The sequence below is a fragment of the Chryseobacterium sp. c4a genome, assembly GCF_009900745.1.
Classification (GTDB): domain Bacteria; phylum Bacteroidota; class Bacteroidia; order Flavobacteriales; family Weeksellaceae; genus Chryseobacterium.
In genome coordinates this window covers 589,259-612,613 of the sequence record NZ_WXVU01000001.1, presented here as the reverse complement: position 1 = coordinate 612,613, position 23,355 = coordinate 589,259, and the positions used below count along the sequence as shown (strand labels likewise).

The window sequence follows — 23,355 nt, the reverse complement described above, 5'->3', positions numbered from 1 at the left end:
AATATAAAATTTTAATAAATAACTCTAATTAATAGTGAGTTTTTTATTATGTTAAATAGTTTATACAAAGGTACTTACAGTGAATAATTAAACATGTCGCATTTTTTTCTTATTTTGCACTAATCGAAAGTAAACAATATTTTTATATAAGCTTATAACGTATTTTTCTAATTTTCAGAAAAGAATTCCTAAATTATTTATCTTTACAATATGGTAATAGGTGCAAAACTTAAACAAGCAAGAGAAAGTAAAAGGATAAGCCAGGAAGAATTGGCACTCATGCTAAAAACAACACAAAAAACAATCTCCAACTGGGAGAGTGATAAGAGCACTCCCTCGTTAGACTATCTAGCTAAAATAGAAGCTGTTTTAGAAGTGGATATTTTATCCTGGTTAGCAGAGAAAGGGATTGTTTTTAACCAGCATAATGACAAGGGAGATAATGCTGCTATTATCAATAAAAATTTTTCTGAAGAACTGAAAGAACAGTATGAAAAAAGACTGGAGGAGAAAGACAGGAACTTAGAGGAACTGAAGAACGAAATTCTTTTTTTACGCAATATGCTAAATAATAATAAATAAATTTTTCAGTCGTCACTTCCTCAGACTACCCGTTTTTTCAAAACGATTGCCGTTCGTTGTTCCTTTGTTCAAAATTTTCTTTTATAAAATAGGAAAAAAACAAATATTTTTCTGGAAAACTCTGAAGAAAAAATAAAGGATAGGTTAGTTCAGTGGTAGAACATCCGGCTCTTTAACCGGATTGACGCAGGTTCGAGCCCTGCACCTATCCTAATTTCTGATATAGCTCAGCGGCAGAGCACCCGGCTCTTCATCCGGGAGGACACAGGTTCGAGCCCTGTTAGCAGACCAAAAAATAATCTATGAAAAAAACGCATCTACTCTATTGCCTTCCGTTTCTATTCCTTTTAAACTGTAAAGAAGAAAAAAAAGACACTCTTTCAGAAGCTCAATCTCCGGAAGTTAATCAGGTAGAAAAAACAAACTCTTTAACCACTACCAAAATAGACTCTGCTCAGGTTCCAGCAGCATTGAAATATAAAGGAAACTTTAAAGACGGATTCCGATGGAAAGATAAAACCGGAGAATATGCTGTTATTACTTCCGAAACCGGAGTCTATATCAATGAAAATTTTCCCCATGAAAATGATGGCAGTGATGCTGAAGTTTTTGCCCAGTGCTATTCTTTGGAAAATAATCAGCTCGTATGGAAAGTTAATGATTTCGTTAAAGACTGTATGGTAGACATTGATGCTGAATTCAAGAAAAATACTTTAGCGGTAACAGATCTTGATAAAAACGGGATCGCTGAAGTTTGGATGATGTATAAAATGGCCTGTAAAGGAGATGTAAGTCCTTCCGATTTAAAAATCATCATGTATGAAGGAAAACAAAAGTTTGCCATGCGTGGAGAAACAAAAATACAAACCGGAATGGAAAATCATGGTAAGCCTGTATTTGCAGGAGGATCTTATACTTTTGACAAGGCTTTCCAGCAAGGCCCAAAAGAATTCAGAGACTATGCTGAAGCTCTATGGAATAAGAATATGAAAGATTAATCGGTTCCCTTTTTTTTTCATTACCCTAAAAATCAATATATTTAATACCTAAAACGATATAATAACCTTAAAAATTTAAATCATGTTTTTAGCTATTGTACTTCCTTTTCTCTCTTTTATTGTCAGAGGAAAGATTCTCACCGGAATTATCTGTTTTATTTTACAGATTACCTTAATTGGATGGCTTCCGGCTGCAATTTGGGCGGTGATGTCTCTAAATAATGACAGAGCTAACAAGCGAAACGAAGATTTAATTCGAGCAGTTCGTGAGGGCAGAAAATAAAATCATTTTTACACTATACATTCAATCCTTTATTTCGGTAAAGGATTTTTTTTTGAAAAAACAGAATCCTCGTTCTAAAATTTCCCGGCTAATAGTTGTAATTTTATCATTCATTAATCTCAATTTCATAAACAGCAAATATTCTCTGCCATGAAAGAAAATAAATACGATAATCCGTCTTTTTTTGACCAGTATGAGAAAATGCTCCGTTCCCAATTGGGGCTGGAAGGTGCCGGAGAGTGGCATGCTTTGAAAAATATGTTACCCAATTTTAAAGGGAAAAATGTACTTGATCTTGGCTGTGGATTCGGATGGCATTGTCGATATGCAATAGAAAACGGAGCAACATCCGTTATTGGCATTGATCTTTCTGAAAAAATGCTTACTAAAGCAAGAGAGATCAATACTCTGAAAGGTATTATCTACGAAAGAAAAGCTTTGGAAGATGTTGACTATCCGGCAGAGCAGTTTGATATTATTTTAAGTTCACTTACCCTACATTATATGGAATCATTCGATACCATTGTCCAAAATATTTATCGATGGTTAACTTCAGGCGGGCATTTTGTATTTTCAGTGGAACATCCTGTCTTTACCGCTGAAGGAAGTCAGGACTGGGTTTACGATAAAGAGGGAGAAAAAACCAGCTGGCCCGTTGATCGATATTTTATGGAGGGAAAAAGAAATACAACATTTTTAGGTGAAAACGTTATTAAATACCACAGAACTCTCACCTCTTATCTGAATACTTTACTGAAACATGGTTTCAAAATCAAAGAAATTATTGAACCGGAACCCAGCTCTGAAATGCTGAAAGAAATTCCGGAAATGAAAGAAGAACTCCGCAGACCTATGATGTTATTAATCTCCGCAGAAAAATAAATCCTATGAACGATCAAATTCTTCTCCAACCTGACAATACTGCTGTAAGAACAGCTTTATGGAGAGGTTTACATGTTCAGATTGATGATGCCCCATATGTTCTTGAAGATGAAATAGGATTACAGCTTATTGCTCCCGAGGAAGGATGGCAGGAACGTCCGGATATGAAATATACCAAAAGGCTAAGAGCCTCTATTGTAGCTCGTTCCAGATTCATCGAAGATGTAATAATTCGTGAAAGTGAAAAAGGAACTCATCAGTATGTTATCCTTGGCTCAGGACTTGACACTTTTGCGCAAAGAAGGCAGGATATTGCTTCAAAACTACAAATTTTTGAAATAGATCAACCTGAAACATTGGCGTGGAAGCAAAAACGGCTAGAAGAAACAGGATACGGATTACCAAAAAATCTTCATTTTGTTCCGGTTGATTTTGAAGTTTCTTCATGGTGGAATGAACTGATAAAAGCAGGTTTCAATTCTGACAAACCTGCTGTAATTGTCTGTACCGGAGTTACGCTCTATCTTACCAAAGAAGCCATAATTTCTACCCTGAAACAAATAGCAACACTGGCTCCCAGTTCTACATTAGCCATGGCTTTTTATCTTCCCATAGATTTATTGGAAGAAGAAGATCAGCCTATGCAGGAAATGGCCGAAAAAGGGGCTCGTGAAGCAGGAACTCCGTTTGTGAGCTTCTTTAGCCCTTCTGAAGTTTTATTTTTAGCTCAAGATGCCTGTTTTGATCGCACCGAGATTATTTCTACATCCGATATCCGAAATCTCTATTTCTCTGACAGAACAGATGGACTAACCCCTGCCAGTGGTGAAATATTCCTACTTGCTACTACATCATTTTCTGTATAACTAAAACTATACTCCATGAAACATTTAAACCTGTTATTATTTTCTCAAAAGAAATTTGTTTCTAATAAAACGAAATTTTAAAATCAATTATTCTCTGTGAAATTTTTACTTAGATACTTATCACCTTTATTCATTCTTTCCTCATCTTTATTTTTTTCTCAAAGCGGAAAGGTTATCAACAATGAATCTACGTATGTAAATTCAAAAAAGGAATGTGAATGATTGGCGACGGTATTGCCAATTTTGATATCAAAAACATTAAAAAGTACTATCATTTGGTGATTGTTTCAATGCCTGAAACACTTGTTATTGCAGAACAATATCAACTCTACAAGGATGCCAATGATCCTGAAATACTGAAAAAGAAACCTTCATTATTGTCTTGGAAATCCTTTTCCGTTCCTTTGCTTGATGACTGGCTAGCCTTCAATAAACCGATTTATATGGCGTACGGATCCAATGATATTGCCAGTGACCTTTGCGACCTTGTTCCGCTTTATTTCATCAGAGCCTATAAGAATAATTTAACCTATAAAAGATACCTGAATACCGATCATCATTTTTTTGAAGTGGAAAACGGAGAACCTAATCATGATCAACCTCATTGGGAAGAAGTGATGAACCGTTTTGTTGAATGGGCAATTCAATAATTATCTTCTGCTTTTAGGAAGAACATGATCCGGTACTTTAAAAATAGCCGCCAAAACGATAATCAGGCATATAATATTAATCAGGATAGCTATTGTAAATGCGGTATGATAATGCTCTACCAAAGGTTTATCTCCGAGAAAATAATAAAACACACTTCCGACAGCTACAATTCCGATGATCGCAGCAATCTGCTGGAAGGTATTATAAACTCCGGAAGCATTTCCTATCAGCTTTTCAGGCATTCCCGAAAGAGCAATATTGGCTAGTGAAGGAATTACAGAGCCTACTCCTGCTCCATGCAAAAACAACAATACATAAAACAGGTAAAATTCAGTATCGCTATTGAAGAAAATAATCTGAAGAATCAGCACCAGCACAATAAAGCCAAGTCCTGCCAACAAGGCTTTTTTCCCATATTTCAGAATCAATTTTACTGAAAAAGCAGAAGCCAGTATAAATCCAAAGCCTTGAAACACAATAATTTCACCTGCACTCAACGGACTCATCTTCAATCCATCCTGAAAGAATAAAGACAGAATATAGAAATAAGAATCCAGCATGATAAAAAAGAAAGAAACGGCAATAATCCCCAGATTGAAATTTTTATAATGAAATAATTCAAAATCAACAAGGTATGATTTTTTGTTTTTTAATTTAAGCTGTTGATTTTTTATAAAGTAGATCAAAATACAGATAGAAATGACAATCAATACTATACTCTGAATTGAAAAACCGTCTTTCTCAGAAGCGGTAAGTGCATATGTTATACTGAAAAGTCCCATGGATAATAGAACAACACCTCCCACATCAAAGGATTCTTTAGTATTCACTTTAGATTCTACCAGTATCCAAAGACTAAAAATAATGGCGATCAGACCTATTGGAATATTGATCAGAAAAATAAGCCGCCATGGCTCTTCAAAAGCTGTCAATGATGAAAAGTATCCGCCCAGAAACTGCCCTGCAATGGTTCCGATTCCAATAGTAATTCCGTACCAACCCATTGCTTTGGTACGCTGTTGATGCTTAGTAAATAAAATCTGAATCATCGAAAGCACCTGAGGAGCCATCAATGCCGCACTTATTCCCTGTACCAGCCTTGAAATCATGAGTTGTATCGCTCCTTGTGAAATTCCACAAGCTATTGAACTTACCATAAAGAAAATCAACCCAAGAATAAAAATCTTTTTTCTCCCATATACATCTCCCATTCGGCCTCCAGTAATCAGAAAAGAAGCAAATCCGATGAGATAAGCTGCAATCATCAACTGCATTTCACCATTAGAAGCCTGAATATCACGCTGTATAGAGGGTATGGAGACATTAATAATGAAAATATCCATGATCGTTAATAACTGACCAAAAAGTATAACAAACAATTTCAAATAGTTACATTTCATAATTATATAGATATATCTATTTTTAAATTCATAAAAAAATTAGGGTAATAAACCCTGAATCATTTTTTTAACCTGATCAAAAGAGTCATTATTTTTAGTAATGGTAGATGTTATCACGGCTCCTTCTATTAGTAAAAATATATTTTCGGTAGTTGCTTCAGAGTCCGATAGCTGATGTTCATTATCATATTCTTTTACAATATTGCTGATCATCACCTTTTGTTTTTCTTTATGATTTTTTGCAAAAGCAGATACAGCTGTATTTCCATCTCCGGTTTCCGAAACAATTTTGATGAAAGGGCAACCTGCAAACTTTGATGATTTCTGTAATTTTTTACGATAATCGATGATGGCTGATATCTTTTCTTTCGGATGAGAAATAGAGGCAATACTTTTTTCAAACCCTTGAAACCAATCTTGTTCTTCTTTAATCAGATAGGCTTGAAGAAGGTCATTTTTGGATGCAAAATGATTATACAACGATCCAATCGCAATATCTGCCTCAGCAATAATCTGATTGATTCCTGTAGAATTGTATCCTTGTTTATAAAATAATTCAGAAGCTACTCTAATGATCCTATCGCGTACTTTTTCTTTTTTCATCCTGAAAATTTTAACAAAGCTACATAAAAAATAGAGAAGTCTATCTATTTTTATTGATTGAGAATGTCTATCTGCTCATTAAAATATCTTCAAATTTCTTTTCCTGAAATTCTTTTAATTGTCAAAATAATACGATCTTTAAGCTAAAAGATCAGCCATGTTCAAATTTTTCAGCAAGAAGAAAAAAATAAAAGTTAATCTCCATTCTGTAATCATTCCCGATCAGGGATGGGAGAAGGTATCTGAGGATCATCATGCTATCAGATGGGTAAATCCACAACAGTCTGCACTGATTGTTTTACATTATTTTGACAAAGAACCTGATCTTCCTACAGCTAAAGATCTTGCCTATCTGAAGAAATTTTACAGAAATATTGCTGCAACCTCCAATGGTGGTACTATTGAAACGGATATTGTCCAAATCCACGATATTCCTTGCGTAAAAACCATTATCAAAGTTCCGCAGCAGGAAACCGGGATGATCTATATTGCCTCTATCACCATTCCTTTTGAAAACTGTAGCTATGTTGTGAAAATTCAGGCTAACGAAATTGGCATTACAGGAATGAGAGATGCCGTTATTCTCAACAACCTGATTGAAACCGGAGAAGTAACCATTGAAGAAGAGACGATAGCTAATTGGTTTGAAGATCCTTATGATCCCGATTTTAAGCAAGGAACACTGATGAATAAATCCGAATTGGAGAAATACGATCATGAATTCCCGGAACATCCGCTTTCCGTTGCCAGATCTCTTCTCCAATCAATAGCTGCAGAAATACAGTTTAAGCCAGAAATAAAAGAACTTCCATCATTTAAAAAATAAATTTTCATGAATTCATCCAATCCTGTTGTTTATTTTGAAATCCCTGTTAATGATCTTAAACGTGCAGAAAAATTTTATTCAGCTGTATTCAATTTCAGTTTTGAAAAGGAAATTATCGATCAGTATGAAATGGCTCTCTTCCCTTTTGAGGAAAAAAACAGTGGAATTACCGGAGCTTTAGCTAAAGGCGATGTGTATAAGCCTACTCAAAACGGGGTTATTATTTATTTTAAAACAGAAAGTATTGATGCGACATTGGAGAAGGTTCTTCAGCATGCAGGAAAAATTCTTTATCCCAAAAGAACGGATGAAAAATATGGTTTTGCAGTGGCTGAATTTGAAGATTCCGAAGGAAACAGGATTGCTTTGCATGAAACGATTTGAAAGTATTAGGAAAGGAAGATGGAGGATGGAAGTTATGAAGTACATACAAGCAAAATTTTCCGTTATTGAAACATTGAGTTTTACTAATAAAATAATTGATTATTTCGGTATTAAGTATGAACCACGTAAGCGCGATTATCTGCGACGTGCTTATTTTCGATTTAAAATAATTTTTAAAACGCTATTTGATATCAGAAAATTCTTTGTTTCTATAGGATCCAAAACCTCTAGCCACCATCTTCCCGCTTCCATATTAAAAACGGATTCCATTCATCGCATAACATTTTTCAATCTATGTTTCAGCATATTTTGTATCTTTAATTACCATTTTTATAAAAATATTTGGTGATTCGTTATGACAGAAGAACTTTATTTCATCAAAACCAACCCAAATATTGCCAAAATCAATTTGTACAATAAGCTTTGCCGTGAAGAAGAGAATTTTCTGAGCTTCCTTCAGCCTGACGGAAAAGCCAGCCTTGAGATCATAAAAGATAAAGTAAAGGACTCAGTGGAAGAACTTACTCAGCAAGAGCTTCTCAATATATTTTTATGGTTTAGTAAAAGCTACCCTTCTGATCATGAAGAAATAAAAACACAACTATTCATTAATGGTATTGATCTTTTTTACGAAATACAATCACCTTTACATACACAAAACTACCTGCAGGTTCTTACCAATTATGAGCAACTGTCCAAAGAAAATTTGAATTATATTATAAATGCCCAGAATTTCACCCAATTTTTGATCTACGGAATATTCCTCACTGAAATAATCGGCAGAGAACAGAACAAAGAAAATATTCTTTCTGATTATCTGAAACCTGATTACCCATCTTTATATGCATTGGCAGAAAATCATTCCGGAATAAAACCCCTCGATGATAAAAGCAATACAGATCTCCAAAAATACTTTACCGATCTGTATGACCTTACTAAATTTTATAAGGGCTCTATCATTCAACTATAGTTTTAAACTTATTTCAACAATTCAGGATGCTGTATCAGATAGTCAAAAGCTTCCTGTACAGATTTTTCAGGGCTTTTAGGATTAAAACCAAGCTCATTTCTGGCTTTGGAAATATCAAAATCCTGTTGCAATCCTGAAAACATTGAAATATCTTTTCTCGTTAATACCGGAGCTTTTCTGCTCAGTTTTGCAGAGAATTCCATCATTGCTGCAATGGTAAAAAGAATTCCTTTGGGAACAGAGCTTGGAACTTTCAATTTCAAATCCGGATATAACTTATTGGCCAGAATTGTTGTATCTGTAATGGTCATACATTTTTCATTGGCAAGAATATAGCGTTCTCCGGGACGGCCTTTTTGGGCAGCCAGATAACATCCTTCCGCTACATCTTTCACATCCACCCAATTCAAAGTAATTTTGGTATCCACGGGAATCTGTTTATTCAGAATAAGCTTCAAGACTCCATAGGAAACATTTAAAGGTAAAAAGGCTTCACTCCCAATCATAGCTGACGGCATAATAGAAACAAGCTCTACTCCAAGTTTTGCTGCCAATTCAAAAGCCAGTTTTTCACCATCATTTTTGGAATTATAATACATGTCTCTGCGATCCGGATTGTAGCCGTTGCTTTCCTTTGTAGGCAATTGTGTATAATCAAGAGCTGCGATAGAACTTACGTAAACTATTCTTTTCACACCAGCTTCAGCAGCTGCTTCAATGGTATTTCTGGTTCCTTTGATATTGACATCATAAATTTCTTTCTTTGGATCTTTAGCCCATAGTTTAAAAGAAGCGCCTACCGCATAAAACGTTTCTACTCCCTGAAGTGCTTTTACAAAAGATGCTTTATCCGTAATATCGGCTTGTATCAATTCACAATTCAAGCCTTCAAACGGTTTTGTATTGTGGATATTACGAACTGTTGCCCGCACCGGAATACCTTGTTTTAATAAAAATCTGACTAAATTATTTCCCAAATGTCCATTAGCACCTGAAACAAGGCTTAGATTATTCTTTGTCATTACATTCATTTTAATGCAGCAAAGTTCAGCCACTTATTTCAGGAACCACTTGACTTTTGTTAGTTAATTATTTTTCGTCTGATTCTGCTCAGGCTTTCCGGTTTCATTCCCAAAAATGATGCAATATACCGGATAGGAACATGCTGAATAATTTCAGGATAATCTTTTAAAAGTTTAAGATACCGTTGTTCTGCATTGAGTGCAGACAACTCTCTGGAACGGTTTTCATTATAAGTTATTGAGTGTTGAAATACCGAAATACTAAAGTCTTTCATTGCCTGGCTCTCATTGATGAGGTGATCGAGATCTTGTTTTGTAATTCTTAGAAGTTCGCACGCTGTAATACACTCTACATTGTGATCCGAGACTGTTTCACTGATAAAATGAGAATAGGAGGTAAAAAAACCAGGTGGACAGTTGATATGAGTCGTCACTTCATTTCCATTTTCATCCAAATAAAACAATCTAAGATATCCTGAAACAATATAATAAAGATAATTGGGAACCTTCCCAGCTTCTTCTATTACTGTATTTTTTGAAAAAGAGATAGGCTCAAAATACTGTTGAATCATTTCAATCTCCTTTTGGGAAAATTCATGAATGGAACTCATGTATTGTAAAAGCTTGGCGTGCATGGATGTAAAATTTATAGACAATACAAAAATAGCCAAAAGAATACTCAGGTATTTTTTCAAATAAAAGATTTTTCACAAATGGATGTAATATTTTCTCCAAAATAATTGTCTTGTATAAAAAAGCTAACTATGAACCGGAAAATTATTATTCTTTTAAGTTTTGTTTCTTCTTCTTTCGCATGGGCACAAAGTGTGGAAGGAACGATTACAGACAAAGAAAATAAACCTGTAGCAGAAACAGAAGTGCTCATCACAAAAAATGAAACTAAATTTTCCGCCATTACAGATGAGAAAGGAATATTTAAAATTCCTTTAAAGGAGAATGGAGATTATGTACTTGAGATCATAAAAGACGGGGTAAAAACCAACAATGAGAAAATTACAGTAAAAGGGAACATCAGAAAGGACATTCAGATCAAGGATGAACCGATGCTACAGAAAGTAGAAGGAGTAACCATTACTGCAAAGAAAAAATTATTCGAGAGAAAAGTAGACCGCCTGGTCTTCAATGTAGAGAATTCTGTAGCATCACAAGGTATTGATGCTATAGAAGCTCTAGCCAAAACACCAATGGTAAAAACCAGTGATGAAGCAATAAGTATTGCAGGGAAAAGTAATGTAGCCGTAATGATCAATGACAGGCTGCTCAATCTAAACGGACAGGAACTTATCAATTACCTGAAGACAATCCGCTCCGATGATATTCTTAAAATTGAAGTCATTACCACTCCCCCTGCAAAATACGATGCGGAAGGAAAAAGTGGATTGATTAATATTATTCTTAAAAAAAATGCCAATCTAGGCTGGAACGGATCTATTCAGACTTCGGGAAATTATTTTTGGGGAAAACCTACCGTTTCATCAAGAGGGGGAGCTACTTTTAATTATCAGGGAGAAAAGCTTTCTCTAAGTACAAATTTATCTGCCGGAGATAATTACTGGCAGTATAATACATACAATAATATGTCCGGTATTTCAAATAATCATTACTGGAACAAAGATGGTGACAACCTTAATAATTATAAATATAAAAGCGGAAATATAAAGGCAGAATATAAGATTAATGATAAAAATCTTTTCGGCATCAACTATAATTATTCACACAGCAATCCAAAAGAAATAGGAGTAAGTGAATCGACACGTTTCAATGGAAAAGAAGTTATTGATATTTCTTCTGATTTCAATAACAGAAACAGCAGGAGTGTTCACAATGCTACTGCATTTTATGAAGCTAAAATTGACAGTGCAGGAGGCAAACTGAATGTAACAGCTAATATAATGCTCAATAATTCCAATGCTAGAAATTTCTCCAATACTTATACTCCTCAAGAGATCTACACAATGGCTAATCCTATCAGCAAATACAGAATTTACTCAGGACAGGCTGATCTGGAAAAAACATTTGGTAAAATAAAAACAGAATCAGGATTAAAATATACGAAGATCAAAAATGATTCTGAATTTAATTTCTTCGATATTATCAACGGACAAAATCAGCTTAATGCAGGTAAAACCAATACATTCCTTTATAATGAAGAAAATTATGCTGCCTATTTTTCGACCAACTTTAAAATCAACGATAAATGGGATGCAAAAGCAGGTCTTCGTTATGAATACACCACTCTGGAAGGTATTTCTATGAATGATAATATTTCTACAAAGATCAAATATGGTAAACTATTCCCTACAGCTTATTTAAGCTATAAGCCTAATGAAAACAATTCATTTTCATTGAGTTATTCCCGAAGAATTTCACGTCCTTATTTTGGAAACCTGAATCCGTTTAAATATTTCACTTCCAATTTTGAGTATACCACTGGGAATCCTTATCTATTGCCATCATTCTCTGATAACTTTGAATTCGGATATGTTTTGAATAACAACCTCAACATTACACTTTATCACAGCTATAATAAAGATAGCTGGGACAGAATTCAGATGATTGATGAAAATTACAGATATACCATTGCTAAGAATTTCTATAATGAAAATCAAACCGGAATCAACATCAGTTATAATTACAACAAATTGAAATGGCTGGAATCCAACATTTTTGTGAATGGATATTATACCAAAGCAAAATCTTATGATCCTTCCATTCTGCCTGTTCCTCCAGGATACAGTGCCAATGTAAACATAGACAATAATTTCTTCCTCAATAAAGATAAAACAGTAACATTCTTACTGGGATTATGGGGAAGCCTTCCCAACAGAGATGGAAATACCTATTACTATACCAATGCATCATTGTACACCGGAGTGAAATTAGCATTCATGGATAAAAAGCTTCTGGTTAATTTGTACTTGAATGATGTACTGAATACCAACCGTGAAAAAGGAATAGAATATTATCCGGATTACAATATTGATTACCAATACAAGGGAATTATCAGAAATGTTCACCTTTCTCTTACCTATAAATTCGGGAATAATAATGTAAAAGGAGCTACAAAACAGGTGAAGTTTGAAGATTCCAACAGAGCGAACAGCGGTAATAATTAACAGTTCCCCTACTCTTCACAGCGTACAAAAACAGGATAAAAACAATAACCCTCGACCGGCAGCCTTTTTTAGAATAAGGTTCTGCCGGTCTTTTTTATGATAGTAAAAAATGATTTAATCTTGAAAAAGTAATACAGCATTCCGCCAAGAAAATAAGCCAGTACGTCAAAAATATCTCCGGTAAATAAGGGTGATAGTCTTGGACAGAGTACTTCAAATAAAAAAGACAGATATAAAATTGAAGTCATTACAAATTTGAAATCCGGTTTCCAGCGAAATCCCAATAGTGAATTCATGATATATTCTATCAAGTAACAGTACATCGGAACGGTAATACAATCAGTAAAATGATTATTGATAAAAGGAATAAACATACCATTCTTTCTTAGCTGAACAATAAGTACCCAGGCAGCTAATCCCAGCAAAAACCAATATGAAATCTTTTTTTTCATTACATATGCAGCACTGCCATAATAAATCCTATAAGCACCTGCAGTACTTTTGCCATTATATCCTGGATATCGGTTTCATCTTTCTTTTCACGACTTCCAGCAGCCTCGTAATCAAATTTTTGTTTTCCTTTCATTGTGATAAGATTTGAAAGGCAAATATACTAAATTAGAACAAATGTTCTAATTTAAGGAATATGATTTATTACCTTTCCTAATATTCTTATCTTTGGCGAATGAGCACGAAGGAAAAAATTTTGGCTAAGGCACTGGAACTCTTTAATGAAAGGGGTTACAACAATATTACCACCAGGCATATTGCGGCTGAACTTTCCATAAGCCCTGGAAATCTTCATTACCATTTCAAACATTCTGAAGATATTATTAAAATTCTGTTTGCAGAACTCACCTTGAAAATGGATGAACTGCTCAACAAAATGAAAGCTAAAGAAAACAAAAGGCTGGAAGATCTCTATCACTTAACTTCTTCTACCTGTGAGATCTTTTACCATTATCGATTTATTTTCATTAACCTAGTAGATGTTTTAAAAAAAATTCCGGAGGTTGAGGAACAATATGAAGGCATCAATTTCAGCAGACGAGAAGAATTTCAACTGATTTTTTCTGACCTTCAAAGGAATGATGTTTTAAAAAAAGATATTCCCGATTTTATTATCAACAGCCTTACAGAGCAGATTTTCATCATTGCAGATAATTGGCTTACCCACAACAGATTGATTTCAAAACTTAATAAAAAAGCAGCCATACAATCTTATACCCTTTTACTGATGAATCTGTTCTATCCTTTGCTCAATAAAGAACAACAAAAGCTTTATGAACAACAATATATCCGATAACTTAATCATCAGAGAAGGAAATAAGGAAGACCTTACAGAAATGCTTATTCTTTTTCAAGATACCATTACAACGGTTTGTAAGGATGATTACAATCCCCGTCAGCTGGAAGCCTGGAAATCTGGTGCGCAGAATAAAGAAAGATGGCTGACTGTGATGAAGGAACAATATATTTTAATTGCTGAGGTTAAACATAAAATGGTTGGTTTCTGCACTATTGATCAGCAAAATTATATCGATCTATTATTTGTTCACAAAGAGTATCAACATCAGGGAATTGTCTCTCAACTTTACCAACAAATTGAAAAAAAGGCTTTACTACAACAGCAAAAATATCTAACTGCTGATGTCAGCAAAACAGCTAAACCTTTTTTTGAAAGAATGAATTTTAAGGTCATTCAGGAACAAACGGTGCATATAAAAGGGGTTAACCTCATCAATTATAAGATGGAAAAACGTTTATAACATGATAAAAAACATATAAGCGCCTTTTTAAAGATTTGTGGCACAGAATTAGCTAAACAAATGGCAAGTAAAATTGTTTTGAACCATTATTTTAGACCATTAAGATTCGTAAATGGTTAAGTTTTTTCTTTAAAAAACAAATCTTGTTATAACCACTACAATACATCTTAATGGTTTAAATATTGGAACTTCAGGAAAAATCCTGTTATATTTACAATATTAATGAAACATTTAAACAGCATATTGCGTCTTCCATTCTTCAGTGAATATTACGTTCCGAATTATCGTTCGGGAAGACTTTCTATATCTGTATTCTAAATTAAATAATCTCAATTAACATATAGAGCCCGGACAGCATTGTCCGGGCTTTTTTCATTTAAAACTATTGCAACATGATTCGTACATTACAAGAAAATGTCTCTATCATCCTACCGGAAAACGGGTTGGAAGAGAAATTAAAACAAGCTAAAGAAGAAAACAGAAAGCTTTCTATTAAACTGGGCTTTGATCCTACTGCTCCCGATTTGCATTTGGGACATGCCGTTGTTCTCAAAAAATTAAAACAATTTCAGGATCTTGGTCATCAAATTATTATTGTGGTAGGAAGTTTTACAGCAAGAATTGGTGATCCTACCGGAAAAAATAAAGCAAGAAAACCATTAAGCGCTGAGGATGTTCAAAATAATGCCCAAACTTATATCAATCAGCTTTCTAAAATCATTGATGTTGAAAAAACAAAGATTGTTTTCAACTCTGATTGGCTGGATGCTTTAAATTTTTCTGAAATTATTCAGCTATTATCAAATGTTACCGTAGCTCAGCTAATGCATAGAAATGATTTTAATAAAAGGTTTACGGAAAATACTCCTATCGCTATGCATGAGCTGGTATATCCTATTCTTCAGGGCTTCGATTCCGTAAAGATTGAATGTGATATCGAAATGGGAGGAACCGATCAACTGTTCAATTGCACTATGGGAAGACAGCTACAAGAAGTTCATCAGATGTCTGCTCAAATTGTCATGTGCATGCCGTTACTGAAAGGTCTTGATGGAAAAGAAAAAATGAGCAAATCTTTAAACAATATTATTGGTCTGACTGATGAACCGAATGAAATGTTTGGAAAAACCATGTCTATTCCTGATGCTTTAATTGATGAGTTTATCGACCTTACGACTGATTTTTCCATAGAAGAGAAAGCTAGTTTGAAATCAAAAATAGAAAATGGTGAAAATCCGATGAACATCAAAAAAATCGTGGCTAAAAATATTATCACCCAATACCATGATGGTGAAGCTGCTGAAAATGCAGAACAGTTCTTCAATAAACAATTTCAGAATAAAAATTTTGATGAAAAAAGTTTTGAGCCTGTTCCCATCACTACTTTAAATCAGCGTACAACAACAGTTCTTGAGCTTTGCCATCAACTAAAAAAAGATCTCAGTAAATCTGCAGTCCGAAGATTGATTGAAAGTGGCGGTGTTCAGGTGGATTCCATAAAAATAGTAGATCCTGATAGGCCAATAGAACTTGTAAAAGCAATGAAAATAAAAATCGGTAGAAGAAGTTTTTTTGAGCTGATATAATGAGAGCGTAAATGTCGGAAGTATATAACTTCCGGCTTTTCTTTCCGATCTAATATTAACTTTTATTTCCAAATCCAATTAAATCAATATCTTCGTTCCTAGAAACAAAAATAATGACGCAGGCTGAAATCCTTACGCTGATTGATGAAGAGCTAACCACCGATGACGTACAAACTGAAATGAGTCCACAAAAAATTGTATGGACGGATCATTCGGGTACAGAAAATTCGGTATCTCCACATCAAACAGCCATCAATGGTCATGGAGTTATTGCATGGTGGCAATGTAATAAAGCCGGTAAAGAAGAGGTTCGGGTTAGGCTGCAGGAAAAAAAAGTGATTACCTGGAACCCGACTATTACTACTTTGGGACAGCCAATTTTCCGGGATGGCCTGTTGTATTTTTATGAAAATTATCTGATTATTAAGTATAAAGACAATCATTATCAGCGACTTTTTATTTTTAATATTCAGACTTTAAAGGATGAGGAAATCCTGATTAATGCGCTTACCATCCAGGTAAAAATAATAGAGAATGAATTATTTTTAGGTGGTTTTTACCATGATGAAGAGTTTATAAAGATCACCATGTATCCGGATTGTCTTGAAAAAGAAAATATTGATGAAGCCTATCTTCAGCAAAGAAATATTACATTTGATTAGGCAAAACAGCAAATAAATTTTCAATATATACTCAAACTAATCCATGGGAAGACATACTTCAATTTATATGTTTGATAGAGAACAAGCTGCAGTTAATCTTCATGAAGATCTCCAGCACAGAATATATCATACAAGAACATTCAAAGATCATATTGAAGACAGAAAAAAGGAACTTAGCAGTTACCCATATAATATCAGCCTTGACAAAATTCTGGAAACTGTTAAAAATGATATTAATATGATTACTCCTGATGAGCTGTTTGAGCTCACTTTATTTTTTGATAATGAAGTATATCCCCAGTTCCGCAAATCTTTTCCGAATCTACGTGATCAATATTTCGAAAAGCTATATGATCATTCTGGAATTAACCTTCTCTATGAAATTCCATCGACTACGGTATGCTATGCCTATATGTTTCAATATGCGAATTATATCCATTATTTTCCTGTTGACGAAATAAAAAGCGAGGATGGTGGTACCAATATCCTTTCTGAAGATTTTCTATGCTTCAACGATTATGTCATCCTCGTTATGAAAAAAATTCTCGAAAATAAACTGGATGGTTATGATTATCAGTTGACTGAAGAAAAGGAAAAAATTGTTGATGGTATTAAAACTGAAAATCAAAGCAATTCCCTTCTATTTGAAGTTATTGAAGATGAAGTAAATTTCATTAGAGAGGTGTCTGCTACAGATAGTAAGGGTCCCTATTCACAGACCATTTGCTATGCTTATGATTTTCTGATCAGATCTATCGAAATGAAATCAAAGATTGACATTCAAAGAAATCCAAGAATTGTCATTGTAGATTCTTATTAATTTTTCAGTATGGCCTGAAATTCGAATTCAAAAAGACTATGAAAACTCCACTTATCTACCAACAAGCTACAGAAAACGATATTGATTACCTGCTTGAACTTAGGACAAAAACTATGGTTCCTCATTATGCTGAATCCAACCTTCCTACAGACCGGGAAACAACCCTTCAGCGGATTCTTTATCAGTTTGACAAAGCTCATATTATTTTCCTGGATAATCAGCCCATTGGACTTCTAAAAATAGACAAATCCAACACAAATATTGATATTCTACAGCTTCAGATTGATCCCATCCAACAAGGTAAAGGATTAGGAAGAATGATTCTATCGGATATTCTGGAGGAAGCTTCTGCAACAGGAAAAACAGCTTCTTTAAGTGTTTTAAAAACCAACAAAGCACAAAATCTTTACCTAAGTCTGGGATTCAAAACGGTAAGTGAGGATGAACACTCCTACTTCATGGAATTCTCACCTTTTGAAAACACTAATAGCACAAATACTCTACACGAGTAATCACCAATAATAAGTTTTGGCTAAAGCCATTAGAACTAGAACAAAATATAAAAAGCGGGCTAAAGCCCGCTTCTATTGAATTTAAATATTTTATACTATTTTTGAGATTATACCTCTTTCTAAATTGAATTACTGATTTGCCATTGTCACATAGATCAGCCTTCCACCCTCCTCTGCAGATAACAATATTTTTTTCCCATCAGTAAGTTCTACCATAGATCCTGGCGGAATTTCTTTCTGCTCAGTAATATCTTTCATTCCTGATAAACTTTGATTCACCAGTACCCATTTTCCCTGATGAAATGTAAAATATCCTACAGGCATTTTATCCTGTATGGTTAAGTTTTCATTTCTAATCACCTTTCTGGATACATGCCATTTGAATAAATATTGATTATGATATACCATCAATCTATGATTTTCTGGTTTCCATACATCATCTTCAAACCTAAAATACAAATCCAGAACCGGAAGTGTTCCTTGATGTGGAGTTCCGCAGAAAGGGCATTTAGGATTACTGGTATTATCAAAAACATACCATTTTTCAGTACAGTCGGAATTCTGGCAAGGCTGTATGAGATCTACGGTTTTCAATAAAGCAGTTTCCCATTCATTGGCTGTGGGGCGTCGGATTGGATCATGCAATCCTTCTATAAATGTTTTTCTAAACAAATCTGCAATGTATGGACCTGTTATGGTATAAGGAATTTTTTGCGGATCTCCCCAAAAGGCATCCCATTTTCTAAGGTGTTCAGCTCTTACATTATTAGAAGGATCATTAGGGTGTTCTATAAACAGAGCTTTTTCACCCATAGAAATAAGCTCATCCTTTTCAGAATCCAGATCCCAAATCTTTCCGCCACGAAGCGGATGTCTCCTCAGCAGATACATATAGATCAGGACAGCAAGAGCATGTAAATCGGTTTTTTGATTGGGCAGATGCCTACCAGGATCCTGAAGTCCCAAATGTTGAGTTTTTAAAACTTCAGGAGCAATAAAGTCTGCAGTTCCTATAACTTCCGGAGGAAATAATTTTGGAACAACAAGTCCATCAATATCAATAATACAAGCAGATTTGGTAACAGGATCTACCAGAATATTATTATAAGACAAATCTGAATGTGCTAATCCCATCTGATGAAGCTTCTTCACTCCTCTGCTGATATTAATGGCAATTTGAAAATAACTTAACCAGTCTCCCAGTTCAGATTGATCAAGTCTTAATGGATACTGTGGATTTCTGAACATAGGAGCTGTGAACCACTTTCCTACTTTATCTTCACCCTGAATATTATCTGAACCTATATATCCTTTGGCAAAAGAGAATTTTTGATGGTATATAGGAACTACAATCCCTGTCAATTTTTCTTTTTCTACAATATCATAAGGCCATCTGAAGATTTCATTCAGAAAATATTCAGCAGAATTACCATTCTGAATATTTTGCAAATAGGTAGAAACAATTCTTCTAATCCTTTCCTTCTGGCCTTCATCCAAGGGATTTCTGTAAAATGCAACTACATACTTTCTATCCGGAGAAAAGTACACATCTTTTACTCCGCCCTGAATTGGTTTTTCATCTACATATTCATAAGATTTGTCTGCATCCAGAACAGAAACAACCTTTATAGTGTTTTTCATATTTTAATTAATAGATTATGGCAAGCGTACGGTCGTCATGGTTTCCACGGCTCCAGAAATCAGTCCAACGAAGAAGTTGTTGAGCAATCTCCATATCATTGATAAAGTCTACCTTCAAGCCATCATCATTAGCCCCATTAAGATCGTTAAAGAATGCTTTCCAGCTTTCTGTATCTTCAAGCTTATTTTCGGTAAGGAACTTAGGATCATATATTCCATCTGTCATGAGCACCAGATATGAAAAGTCCTCAACACAAGTGATCCTGAAACGGGAAACAATTTGATCGTTAAAAATTTCCTTCATGGTCATAAACCGGGTTCCACCACTAAATTCTCCCACATCCATGGTATTCAAAAGCTCTATCTTGGAAAAATCGGGACTGATAAGATTGATTGGGCAGTCTCCTACCCCAAAACTCAGAATGACATATCCGAAACTGAACTTTTTAACTAAGGTAAAAATAAGAGTAGCATGCAGATCGCTGATAGAAAAATTATTTTCTAAAGCTGTTTTCTCCAATGTATGATGAACATCTAAAACCCCTTCATAAAGTTGTCTTATAAGATTCTCTTTAGCTCTATCCTGTTCATTTTTTGACCATTCTGCTCCATACAGGATATTAACATTTCTCTCAATCTCATTGAGAATTTCAGCAGAGCTGAAAAATTGATTCATAGAAGCCGTAGCTAATCTTGATCCTTCTCTTGCTAAGATAGCAGAACCCGCTCCATCAGAAACAGAGACAATATTCCAGTTGGCAGGAAGTTCTTTCACTGCAAAATCATCTTCCCTAAATTTTCCTTCATGAGCATGAGAACGACCTCGTTTGGAAGCTACAACAATTTTTCTGTCTGAAAATATTCCTTGAAACGAAACCTCATCTTCTTTATAAAAATCTGCACTCTGATCACTGGGAACATTTTTCCATAAATCTTTGGGATCTATATTGACCATTAGCTGAACTCTTTTCTCCTCAATATTCTCTTTATCTTCTGTATGGAAAAATTCAATATCCAAATGGTAAAGATTGCTGGCCATCGGAGTTCCTGAAATCCGGTTATTTTCAAACGTAAGCCCGGTTTCTTTCAGGTTTTTAATATCTTTAATTTTGATATTCGGAAAATCATCCATCTCAAAGCTGAATTCATAGAACTTCCCCGAATGAGCAGGTTGTAATACCCAGTGAACTTCTTTAAATTCTTCTTTTTCTTTATAAATTATTCCTTTTTCCATAGGCTTTTTCCCGATCCCAAAATAAAATGAAGGTATTTTCATAGGCAATAGGATTATCCTAACGTTCTGTTGATATCAAATCCGCCTCCGGAATATCCGTAATAATCGGAAGTACCACACCAAGGACACTTATTATACCCTTCTCCCTGCAGGCAATGAATTCCTCCACATGAGCAGGTTGCCAGCGCAATAGGATTGGCACACTGTGGGCAAGAAGTTGCTCCCTGAAGCTCTTCTATCGAAATTTTCAGATTACTTCTTTGGGCAGAAGAAAGCCGATAATAAGATTTTTCATCAATTTTATACGCTCCCTCTAATTTATAATATCTGGTTGACATCCCCGGAATACTTGATTCTCCGAATGTTTTTTTAAACTTCATCAGATAGAGCTTATCCGTTTCTGAACATTTTCCGTTCAAAACCACAAAATTATTATCCGGGAAGCGCTGTTCCATTTGTGGATCTACTTTTTCAAGGATAATGGAATCAATTTTAGACAAATTAATTCCTTCTTTCTTCGCTTCTGTAACACTTTGACTGGTGGTTTTAATAGAATCCGTTACCCATTTGAAAAATTCTTTATATGAATTTTCATCTGTATTATTGAATAGTAAAACGTTATCTGCCAGTGAACCCAAAAGCTTATAATTGGTATTCTCACCTATAGAAACGGCAATAGTATTTGCCTTTCCATTATACTTGCTGTTCCATCTTTCGATCGCCTTGGTAGCATCATCTGTAGGAACACCATCTGTAAACAGAAAAACAATAGGCTTCCAATCTCCTTTTCTGTCATAAGTTGTTTTTACAATATCCTGGTCAATACAGTCCATGATCTTAATCAAACCTTGAGACAGTGAAGTTCCACTTCCAATCGGAATTTTAGGCGGATAAAAACTAATAATATCCTGAAGCGGAGTAATCACTTCAGCTTCTCCAGCAAAGCCAACCACGGAAATGTAAACCGTTTCCAATGAATATGGATCTTTTTTCAATTCCCTGATAATATTGGAAATACCTTCCTGTACCTGCTCGATTGGGTCTCCTACCATTGACTCGGAGACATCAATCAAAAAATAAATAGGCAGTCTTCTCATAACTGTAAAGACAATTTTTTAAATAATAATAGTAAGCTCCGATGGTGGCGGAGGCAATGTTACGTGATCTGTCGTATTTTGAGAGTGCCCTCCTTGCGTAATAGAAGAACTCACCCATTTGAAAAAGGAAGAAAGTGTGATAGCATCTGTGGTATCCAGTTTTACAACATGATCTGTCAGTTCTTTAAGAAACTGTTCATCCGCTTTAGGGCCTGCTGCACAGCCTACAATGGCTCCAAATTCAAGACCTCTAAGAACAGGGATCATTTGTCTGTATTTTTGAATATCCGATGGTTTTCCATCAGTAAAGATAAAAAGTAAAGGCTGCCAGTCTCCTTTTTCATCTCCAGAGCCTTTTACAAGGTCTTTCTGAACAAGCTCAGCTACCATTTCCAGAGCTGCTCCCGTATGAGTAGGGCCACTATCCGGACAGGTAATTTCCATGGGATAAAAATTGGCAAGAGCTGTTAATGGAATGATATTTTTAACTTCTCTATCAAAGGTAATGACACTTAAATGAAGGCTGTCCATTGCTTGCGGATCTGCACGAAGCATACTGATGAGCCCACTGAATCCATTGTTCAGTGCCTGGATCGGTTCCCCATTCATAGAGCCCGAAGTATCCAGTAAAAAATAGGCTAATAATCTTCTGGTCATAAAGTGGTTATTAATTCTGAAGCCGGCGGAGGAAGTCGAAGACTTCCCAGCCGGCTTGTATGTTGAATAGAAATCTAAAACTTAGTTTGAATACGAATACTGTTGTCTCAGGATATCAATAAAGTTATCTGTATTGTGAGGCTCTCCAACTGCACGGAACTTCCAGTCACCATTATGACGGTAAGCCTCAGCAAAAACCATTGCACACATTCCGTTCATACTTGAATCACCGGAAAGGCTGTATTTCGTAATTTCTTTACCTGAAGCATCTACTGCACGAATGAATGCATTTTCAATCATTCCAAAGTGCTGATTATTGCTTCTCCCCTGATAAATGGTAACCAGGAATACAATTTTCTGATAGCTTTGATCCAGCTGATCTAGTTTTACAATGATCTGCTCATCATCTCCATCTCCGGCACCGGTTCTGTTATCTCCTGTCAACCATACATTTCCACTTGGGTGCTGCATAGAATTAAAGAAAACCACATCCCCTTGATAAAGGCCAACCTGTCTTCCATCATTAGTCTGAACCGTTCTTCCAAGATTAGCTACTTTTCCGTTTCCATCTAAAAGAAATGCTACTGCATCAAGATCATATTCTGCTTCCTTATTAAACAGCTTACCAAAGAAACCACCTTGCTTTCTTACATCCCATCCCAAACCTATCGTTACTTTTGAAAGATCATAAACACTTTCTCCACGGTCATTTTTCCTTAAATCAATTGTTTGACCTTTCTGTAAATTAATTGCCATAGTTATTTTGTGTATTT

Annotated in this window: 27 protein-coding genes and 2 tRNA genes; 18 read left to right on the top strand and 11 right to left on the bottom strand. The window is 35.0% G+C overall.

What is annotated here, in order from left to right:
* Window positions 1-210: 210 nt before the first annotated feature.
* The 8 genes from GTR01_RS02820 (at window position 211) to GTR01_RS02785 (ending at window position 4,261) form a co-directional block, all read left to right on the top strand.
* Entirely contained in the window at window positions 211-582 is a 372-nt protein-coding gene (locus GTR01_RS02820) for a helix-turn-helix domain-containing protein (RefSeq protein ID WP_160136342.1), read from the top strand.
* A gap of 137 nt (window positions 583-719) precedes the next feature.
* Window positions 720-794: transfer RNA gene (locus tag GTR01_RS02815), tRNA-Lys, on the top strand.
* Between the two features lie 4 nt (window positions 795-798).
* Window positions 799-871 (top strand) — tRNA-Lys (locus tag GTR01_RS02810).
* A 13-nt stretch (window positions 872-884) separates the two neighbouring features.
* A complete protein-coding gene (locus tag GTR01_RS02805; protein ID WP_160136341.1) occupies window positions 885-1,580 on the top strand; it encodes a M949_RS01915 family surface polysaccharide biosynthesis protein in 696 nt (231 codons plus the stop codon).
* Between the two features lie 82 nt (window positions 1,581-1,662).
* Window positions 1,663-1,863, top strand: a complete 201-nt coding sequence (locus GTR01_RS02800) for a YqaE/Pmp3 family membrane protein (protein ID WP_185155085.1) — start codon at window positions 1,663-1,665, stop codon at window positions 1,861-1,863.
* Window positions 1,864-2,013: 150 nt separating this feature from the next.
* A complete protein-coding gene (locus tag GTR01_RS02795; RefSeq protein ID WP_160136340.1) occupies window positions 2,014-2,745 on the top strand; it encodes a class I SAM-dependent methyltransferase in 732 nt (243 codons plus the stop codon).
* A gap of 5 nt (window positions 2,746-2,750) precedes the next feature.
* The gene (locus GTR01_RS02790) at window positions 2,751-3,611 is read left to right on the top strand and encodes a class I SAM-dependent methyltransferase (RefSeq protein ID WP_160136339.1); all 861 of its coding nucleotides are present in this window, start codon (window positions 2,751-2,753) and stop codon (window positions 3,609-3,611) included.
* A 218-nt stretch (window positions 3,612-3,829) separates the two neighbouring features.
* Window positions 3,830-4,261, top strand: a complete 432-nt coding sequence (locus GTR01_RS02785) for a hypothetical protein (protein ID WP_160136338.1) — start codon at window positions 3,830-3,832, stop codon at window positions 4,259-4,261.
* On the opposite strand, the gene GTR01_RS02780 is transcribed toward GTR01_RS02785, so the two are convergent.
* Window positions 4,262-5,662, bottom strand: a complete 1,401-nt coding sequence (locus GTR01_RS02780) for an MFS transporter (RefSeq protein ID WP_160136337.1) — start codon at window positions 5,660-5,662, stop codon at window positions 4,262-4,264.
* Between the two features lie 39 nt (window positions 5,663-5,701).
* The gene (locus GTR01_RS02775; protein ID WP_160136336.1) at window positions 5,702-6,265 is read right to left on the bottom strand and encodes a TetR/AcrR family transcriptional regulator; all 564 of its coding nucleotides are present in this window, start codon (window positions 6,263-6,265) and stop codon (window positions 5,702-5,704) included.
* 157 nt (window positions 6,266-6,422) lie between these two features.
* Here GTR01_RS02775 and GTR01_RS02770 point away from each other — a divergent pair, with 157 nt between their 5' ends.
* The 3 genes from GTR01_RS02770 to GTR01_RS02760 all read left to right on the top strand — a co-directional run bounded on the left by GTR01_RS02770 (window position 6,423) and on the right by GTR01_RS02760 (window position 8,445).
* Window positions 6,423-7,091: a hypothetical protein gene (locus GTR01_RS02770; RefSeq protein ID WP_160136335.1), complete on the top strand. Its 669-nt coding sequence runs from the start codon at window positions 6,423-6,425 to the stop codon at window positions 7,089-7,091.
* A gap of 6 nt (window positions 7,092-7,097) precedes the next feature.
* Window positions 7,098-7,475, top strand: a complete 378-nt coding sequence (locus tag GTR01_RS02765) for a VOC family protein (protein WP_160136334.1) — start codon at window positions 7,098-7,100, stop codon at window positions 7,473-7,475.
* A 355-nt stretch (window positions 7,476-7,830) separates the two neighbouring features.
* Window positions 7,831-8,445, top strand: a complete 615-nt coding sequence (locus GTR01_RS02760; RefSeq protein WP_160136333.1) for a hypothetical protein — start codon at window positions 7,831-7,833, stop codon at window positions 8,443-8,445.
* Window positions 8,446-8,453: 8 nt separating this feature from the next.
* Here GTR01_RS02760 and GTR01_RS02755 read toward each other — a convergent pair whose 3' ends face one another.
* Together GTR01_RS02755 and GTR01_RS02750 are read right to left on the bottom strand one after the other, a co-directional pair.
* Window positions 8,454-9,467 (bottom strand): NAD-dependent epimerase/dehydratase family protein, encoded by a 1,014-nt coding sequence (locus tag GTR01_RS02755; protein ID WP_160136332.1) that lies wholly within the window; start codon window positions 9,465-9,467, stop codon window positions 8,454-8,456.
* 59 nt (window positions 9,468-9,526) lie between these two features.
* The gene (locus GTR01_RS02750; protein ID WP_228452139.1) at window positions 9,527-10,162 is read right to left on the bottom strand and encodes a Crp/Fnr family transcriptional regulator; all 636 of its coding nucleotides are present in this window, start codon (window positions 10,160-10,162) and stop codon (window positions 9,527-9,529) included.
* 69 nt (window positions 10,163-10,231) lie between these two features.
* On the opposite strand from GTR01_RS02750, the gene GTR01_RS02745 reads away from it, so the two are divergent.
* Window positions 10,232-12,604, top strand: coding sequence for an outer membrane beta-barrel family protein (locus tag GTR01_RS02745; protein WP_160136331.1), 2,373 nt, complete (start codon window positions 10,232-10,234; stop codon window positions 12,602-12,604).
* Window positions 12,605-12,672: 68 nt separating this feature from the next.
* Here the strand turns inward: GTR01_RS02745 and GTR01_RS02740 are convergent, their stop codons facing one another.
* Window positions 12,673-13,056: a hypothetical protein gene (locus GTR01_RS02740; RefSeq protein WP_160136330.1), complete on the bottom strand. Its 384-nt coding sequence runs from the start codon at window positions 13,054-13,056 to the stop codon at window positions 12,673-12,675.
* A complete protein-coding gene (locus GTR01_RS24735) occupies window positions 13,056-13,190 on the bottom strand; it encodes a hypothetical protein (RefSeq protein WP_262885738.1) in 135 nt (44 codons plus the stop codon). The genes GTR01_RS02740 and GTR01_RS24735 overlap by 1 nt, the downstream gene beginning before the upstream one ends.
* A gap of 99 nt (window positions 13,191-13,289) precedes the next feature.
* Here GTR01_RS24735 and GTR01_RS02735 point away from each other — a divergent pair, with 99 nt between their 5' ends.
* The 6 genes from GTR01_RS02735 (at window position 13,290) to GTR01_RS02710 (ending at window position 17,953) form a co-directional block, all read left to right on the top strand.
* The gene (locus GTR01_RS02735) at window positions 13,290-13,910 is read left to right on the top strand and encodes a TetR/AcrR family transcriptional regulator (RefSeq protein ID WP_160136329.1); all 621 of its coding nucleotides are present in this window, start codon (window positions 13,290-13,292) and stop codon (window positions 13,908-13,910) included.
* A complete protein-coding gene (locus GTR01_RS02730) occupies window positions 13,888-14,373 on the top strand; it encodes a GNAT family N-acetyltransferase (protein ID WP_160136328.1) in 486 nt (161 codons plus the stop codon). Before GTR01_RS02735 ends, GTR01_RS02730 begins: the two co-directional genes overlap by 23 nt.
* A 392-nt stretch (window positions 14,374-14,765) precedes the next feature.
* Entirely contained in the window at window positions 14,766-15,959 is a 1,194-nt protein-coding gene (tyrS, locus tag GTR01_RS02725; RefSeq protein ID WP_160136327.1) for a tyrosine--tRNA ligase, read from the top strand.
* A 113-nt stretch (window positions 15,960-16,072) separates the two neighbouring features.
* Entirely contained in the window at window positions 16,073-16,621 is a 549-nt protein-coding gene (locus tag GTR01_RS02720) for a hypothetical protein (protein WP_160136326.1), read from the top strand.
* 43 nt (window positions 16,622-16,664) lie between these two features.
* On the top strand, window positions 16,665-17,441 hold the full coding sequence (locus GTR01_RS02715) for a hypothetical protein (protein WP_160136325.1): 777 nt from the start codon (window positions 16,665-16,667) through the stop codon (window positions 17,439-17,441).
* A gap of 38 nt (window positions 17,442-17,479) precedes the next feature.
* Window positions 17,480-17,953, top strand: a complete 474-nt coding sequence (locus GTR01_RS02710; protein WP_160136324.1) for a GNAT family N-acetyltransferase — start codon at window positions 17,480-17,482, stop codon at window positions 17,951-17,953.
* 129 nt (window positions 17,954-18,082) lie between these two features.
* On the opposite strand, the gene GTR01_RS02705 is transcribed toward GTR01_RS02710, so the two are convergent.
* From GTR01_RS02705 to GTR01_RS02685, 5 genes are all read right to left on the bottom strand, one after another.
* Entirely contained in the window at window positions 18,083-19,594 is a 1,512-nt protein-coding gene (locus GTR01_RS02705) for a helix-hairpin-helix domain-containing protein (RefSeq protein ID WP_160136323.1), read from the bottom strand.
* Between the two features lie 7 nt (window positions 19,595-19,601).
* On the bottom strand, window positions 19,602-20,870 hold the full coding sequence (locus GTR01_RS02700) for a PP2C family serine/threonine-protein phosphatase (RefSeq protein ID WP_160136322.1): 1,269 nt from the start codon (window positions 20,868-20,870) through the stop codon (window positions 19,602-19,604).
* Between the two features lie 11 nt (window positions 20,871-20,881).
* On the bottom strand, window positions 20,882-21,925 hold the full coding sequence (locus tag GTR01_RS02695) for a TerY-C metal binding domain-containing protein (protein ID WP_160136321.1): 1,044 nt from the start codon (window positions 21,923-21,925) through the stop codon (window positions 20,882-20,884).
* A gap of 18 nt (window positions 21,926-21,943) precedes the next feature.
* Entirely contained in the window at window positions 21,944-22,582 is a 639-nt protein-coding gene (locus tag GTR01_RS02690) for a vWA domain-containing protein (RefSeq protein WP_160136320.1), read from the bottom strand.
* Between the two features lie 81 nt (window positions 22,583-22,663).
* On the bottom strand, window positions 22,664-23,338 hold the full coding sequence (locus GTR01_RS02685) for a TerD family protein (RefSeq protein ID WP_160136319.1): 675 nt from the start codon (window positions 23,336-23,338) through the stop codon (window positions 22,664-22,666).
* Window positions 23,339-23,355 lie beyond the last annotated feature (17 nt).

What these genes read in the sequence shown, in the direction of transcription:
- GTR01_RS02760 (WP_160136333.1), top strand. Translation starts at nt 7,831, where the DNA reads ATGACAGAAGAACTTTATTTCATCAAAACCAACCCAAATATTGCCAAA.
- GTR01_RS02795 (WP_160136340.1), top strand. Translation starts at nt 2,014, where the DNA reads ATGAAAGAAAATAAATACGATAATCCGTCTTTTTTTGACCAGTATGAG.
- GTR01_RS02755 (WP_160136332.1), bottom strand. Translation starts at nt 9,467, where the DNA reads ATGACAAAGAATAATCTAAGCCTTGTTTCAGGTGCTAATGGACATTTG.
- GTR01_RS02700 (WP_160136322.1), bottom strand. Translation starts at nt 20,870, where the DNA reads ATGAAAATACCTTCATTTTATTTTGGGATCGGGAAAAAGCCTATGGAA.
- GTR01_RS02780 (WP_160136337.1), bottom strand. Translation starts at nt 5,662, where the DNA reads ATGAAATGTAACTATTTGAAATTGTTTGTTATACTTTTTGGTCAGTTA.
- GTR01_RS02775 (WP_160136336.1), bottom strand. Translation starts at nt 6,265, where the DNA reads ATGAAAAAAGAAAAAGTACGCGATAGGATCATTAGAGTAGCTTCTGAA.
- GTR01_RS02710 (WP_160136324.1), top strand. Translation starts at nt 17,480, where the DNA reads ATGAAAACTCCACTTATCTACCAACAAGCTACAGAAAACGATATTGAT.
- tyrS (WP_160136327.1), top strand. Translation starts at nt 14,766, where the DNA reads ATGATTCGTACATTACAAGAAAATGTCTCTATCATCCTACCGGAAAAC.
- GTR01_RS02800 (WP_185155085.1), top strand. Translation starts at nt 1,663, where the DNA reads ATGTTTTTAGCTATTGTACTTCCTTTTCTCTCTTTTATTGTCAGAGGA.
- GTR01_RS02705 (WP_160136323.1), bottom strand. Translation starts at nt 19,594, where the DNA reads ATGAAAAACACTATAAAGGTTGTTTCTGTTCTGGATGCAGACAAATCT.
- GTR01_RS02745 (WP_160136331.1), top strand. Translation starts at nt 10,232, where the DNA reads ATGAACCGGAAAATTATTATTCTTTTAAGTTTTGTTTCTTCTTCTTTC.
- GTR01_RS02715 (WP_160136325.1), top strand. Translation starts at nt 16,665, where the DNA reads ATGGGAAGACATACTTCAATTTATATGTTTGATAGAGAACAAGCTGCA.
- GTR01_RS02785 (WP_160136338.1), top strand. Translation starts at nt 3,830, where the DNA reads ATGATTGGCGACGGTATTGCCAATTTTGATATCAAAAACATTAAAAAG.
- GTR01_RS02770 (WP_160136335.1), top strand. Translation starts at nt 6,423, where the DNA reads ATGTTCAAATTTTTCAGCAAGAAGAAAAAAATAAAAGTTAATCTCCAT.
- GTR01_RS02735 (WP_160136329.1), top strand. Translation starts at nt 13,290, where the DNA reads ATGAGCACGAAGGAAAAAATTTTGGCTAAGGCACTGGAACTCTTTAAT.
- GTR01_RS02695 (WP_160136321.1), bottom strand. Translation starts at nt 21,925, where the DNA reads ATGAGAAGACTGCCTATTTATTTTTTGATTGATGTCTCCGAGTCAATG.
- GTR01_RS02685 (WP_160136319.1), bottom strand. Translation starts at nt 23,338, where the DNA reads ATGGCAATTAATTTACAGAAAGGTCAAACAATTGATTTAAGGAAAAAT.
- GTR01_RS02740 (WP_160136330.1), bottom strand. Translation starts at nt 13,056, where the DNA reads ATGAAAAAAAAGATTTCATATTGGTTTTTGCTGGGATTAGCTGCCTGG.
- GTR01_RS02820 (WP_160136342.1), top strand. Translation starts at nt 211, where the DNA reads ATGGTAATAGGTGCAAAACTTAAACAAGCAAGAGAAAGTAAAAGGATA.
- GTR01_RS02805 (WP_160136341.1), top strand. Translation starts at nt 885, where the DNA reads ATGAAAAAAACGCATCTACTCTATTGCCTTCCGTTTCTATTCCTTTTA.
- GTR01_RS02790 (WP_160136339.1), top strand. Translation starts at nt 2,751, where the DNA reads ATGAACGATCAAATTCTTCTCCAACCTGACAATACTGCTGTAAGAACA.
- GTR01_RS02730 (WP_160136328.1), top strand. Translation starts at nt 13,888, where the DNA reads ATGAACAACAATATATCCGATAACTTAATCATCAGAGAAGGAAATAAG.
- GTR01_RS02765 (WP_160136334.1), top strand. Translation starts at nt 7,098, where the DNA reads ATGAATTCATCCAATCCTGTTGTTTATTTTGAAATCCCTGTTAATGAT.
- GTR01_RS02690 (WP_160136320.1), bottom strand. Translation starts at nt 22,582, where the DNA reads ATGACCAGAAGATTATTAGCCTATTTTTTACTGGATACTTCGGGCTCT.
- GTR01_RS02720 (WP_160136326.1), top strand. Translation starts at nt 16,073, where the DNA reads ATGACGCAGGCTGAAATCCTTACGCTGATTGATGAAGAGCTAACCACC.
- GTR01_RS24735 (WP_262885738.1), bottom strand. Translation starts at nt 13,190, where the DNA reads ATGAAAGGAAAACAAAAATTTGATTACGAGGCTGCTGGAAGTCGTGAA.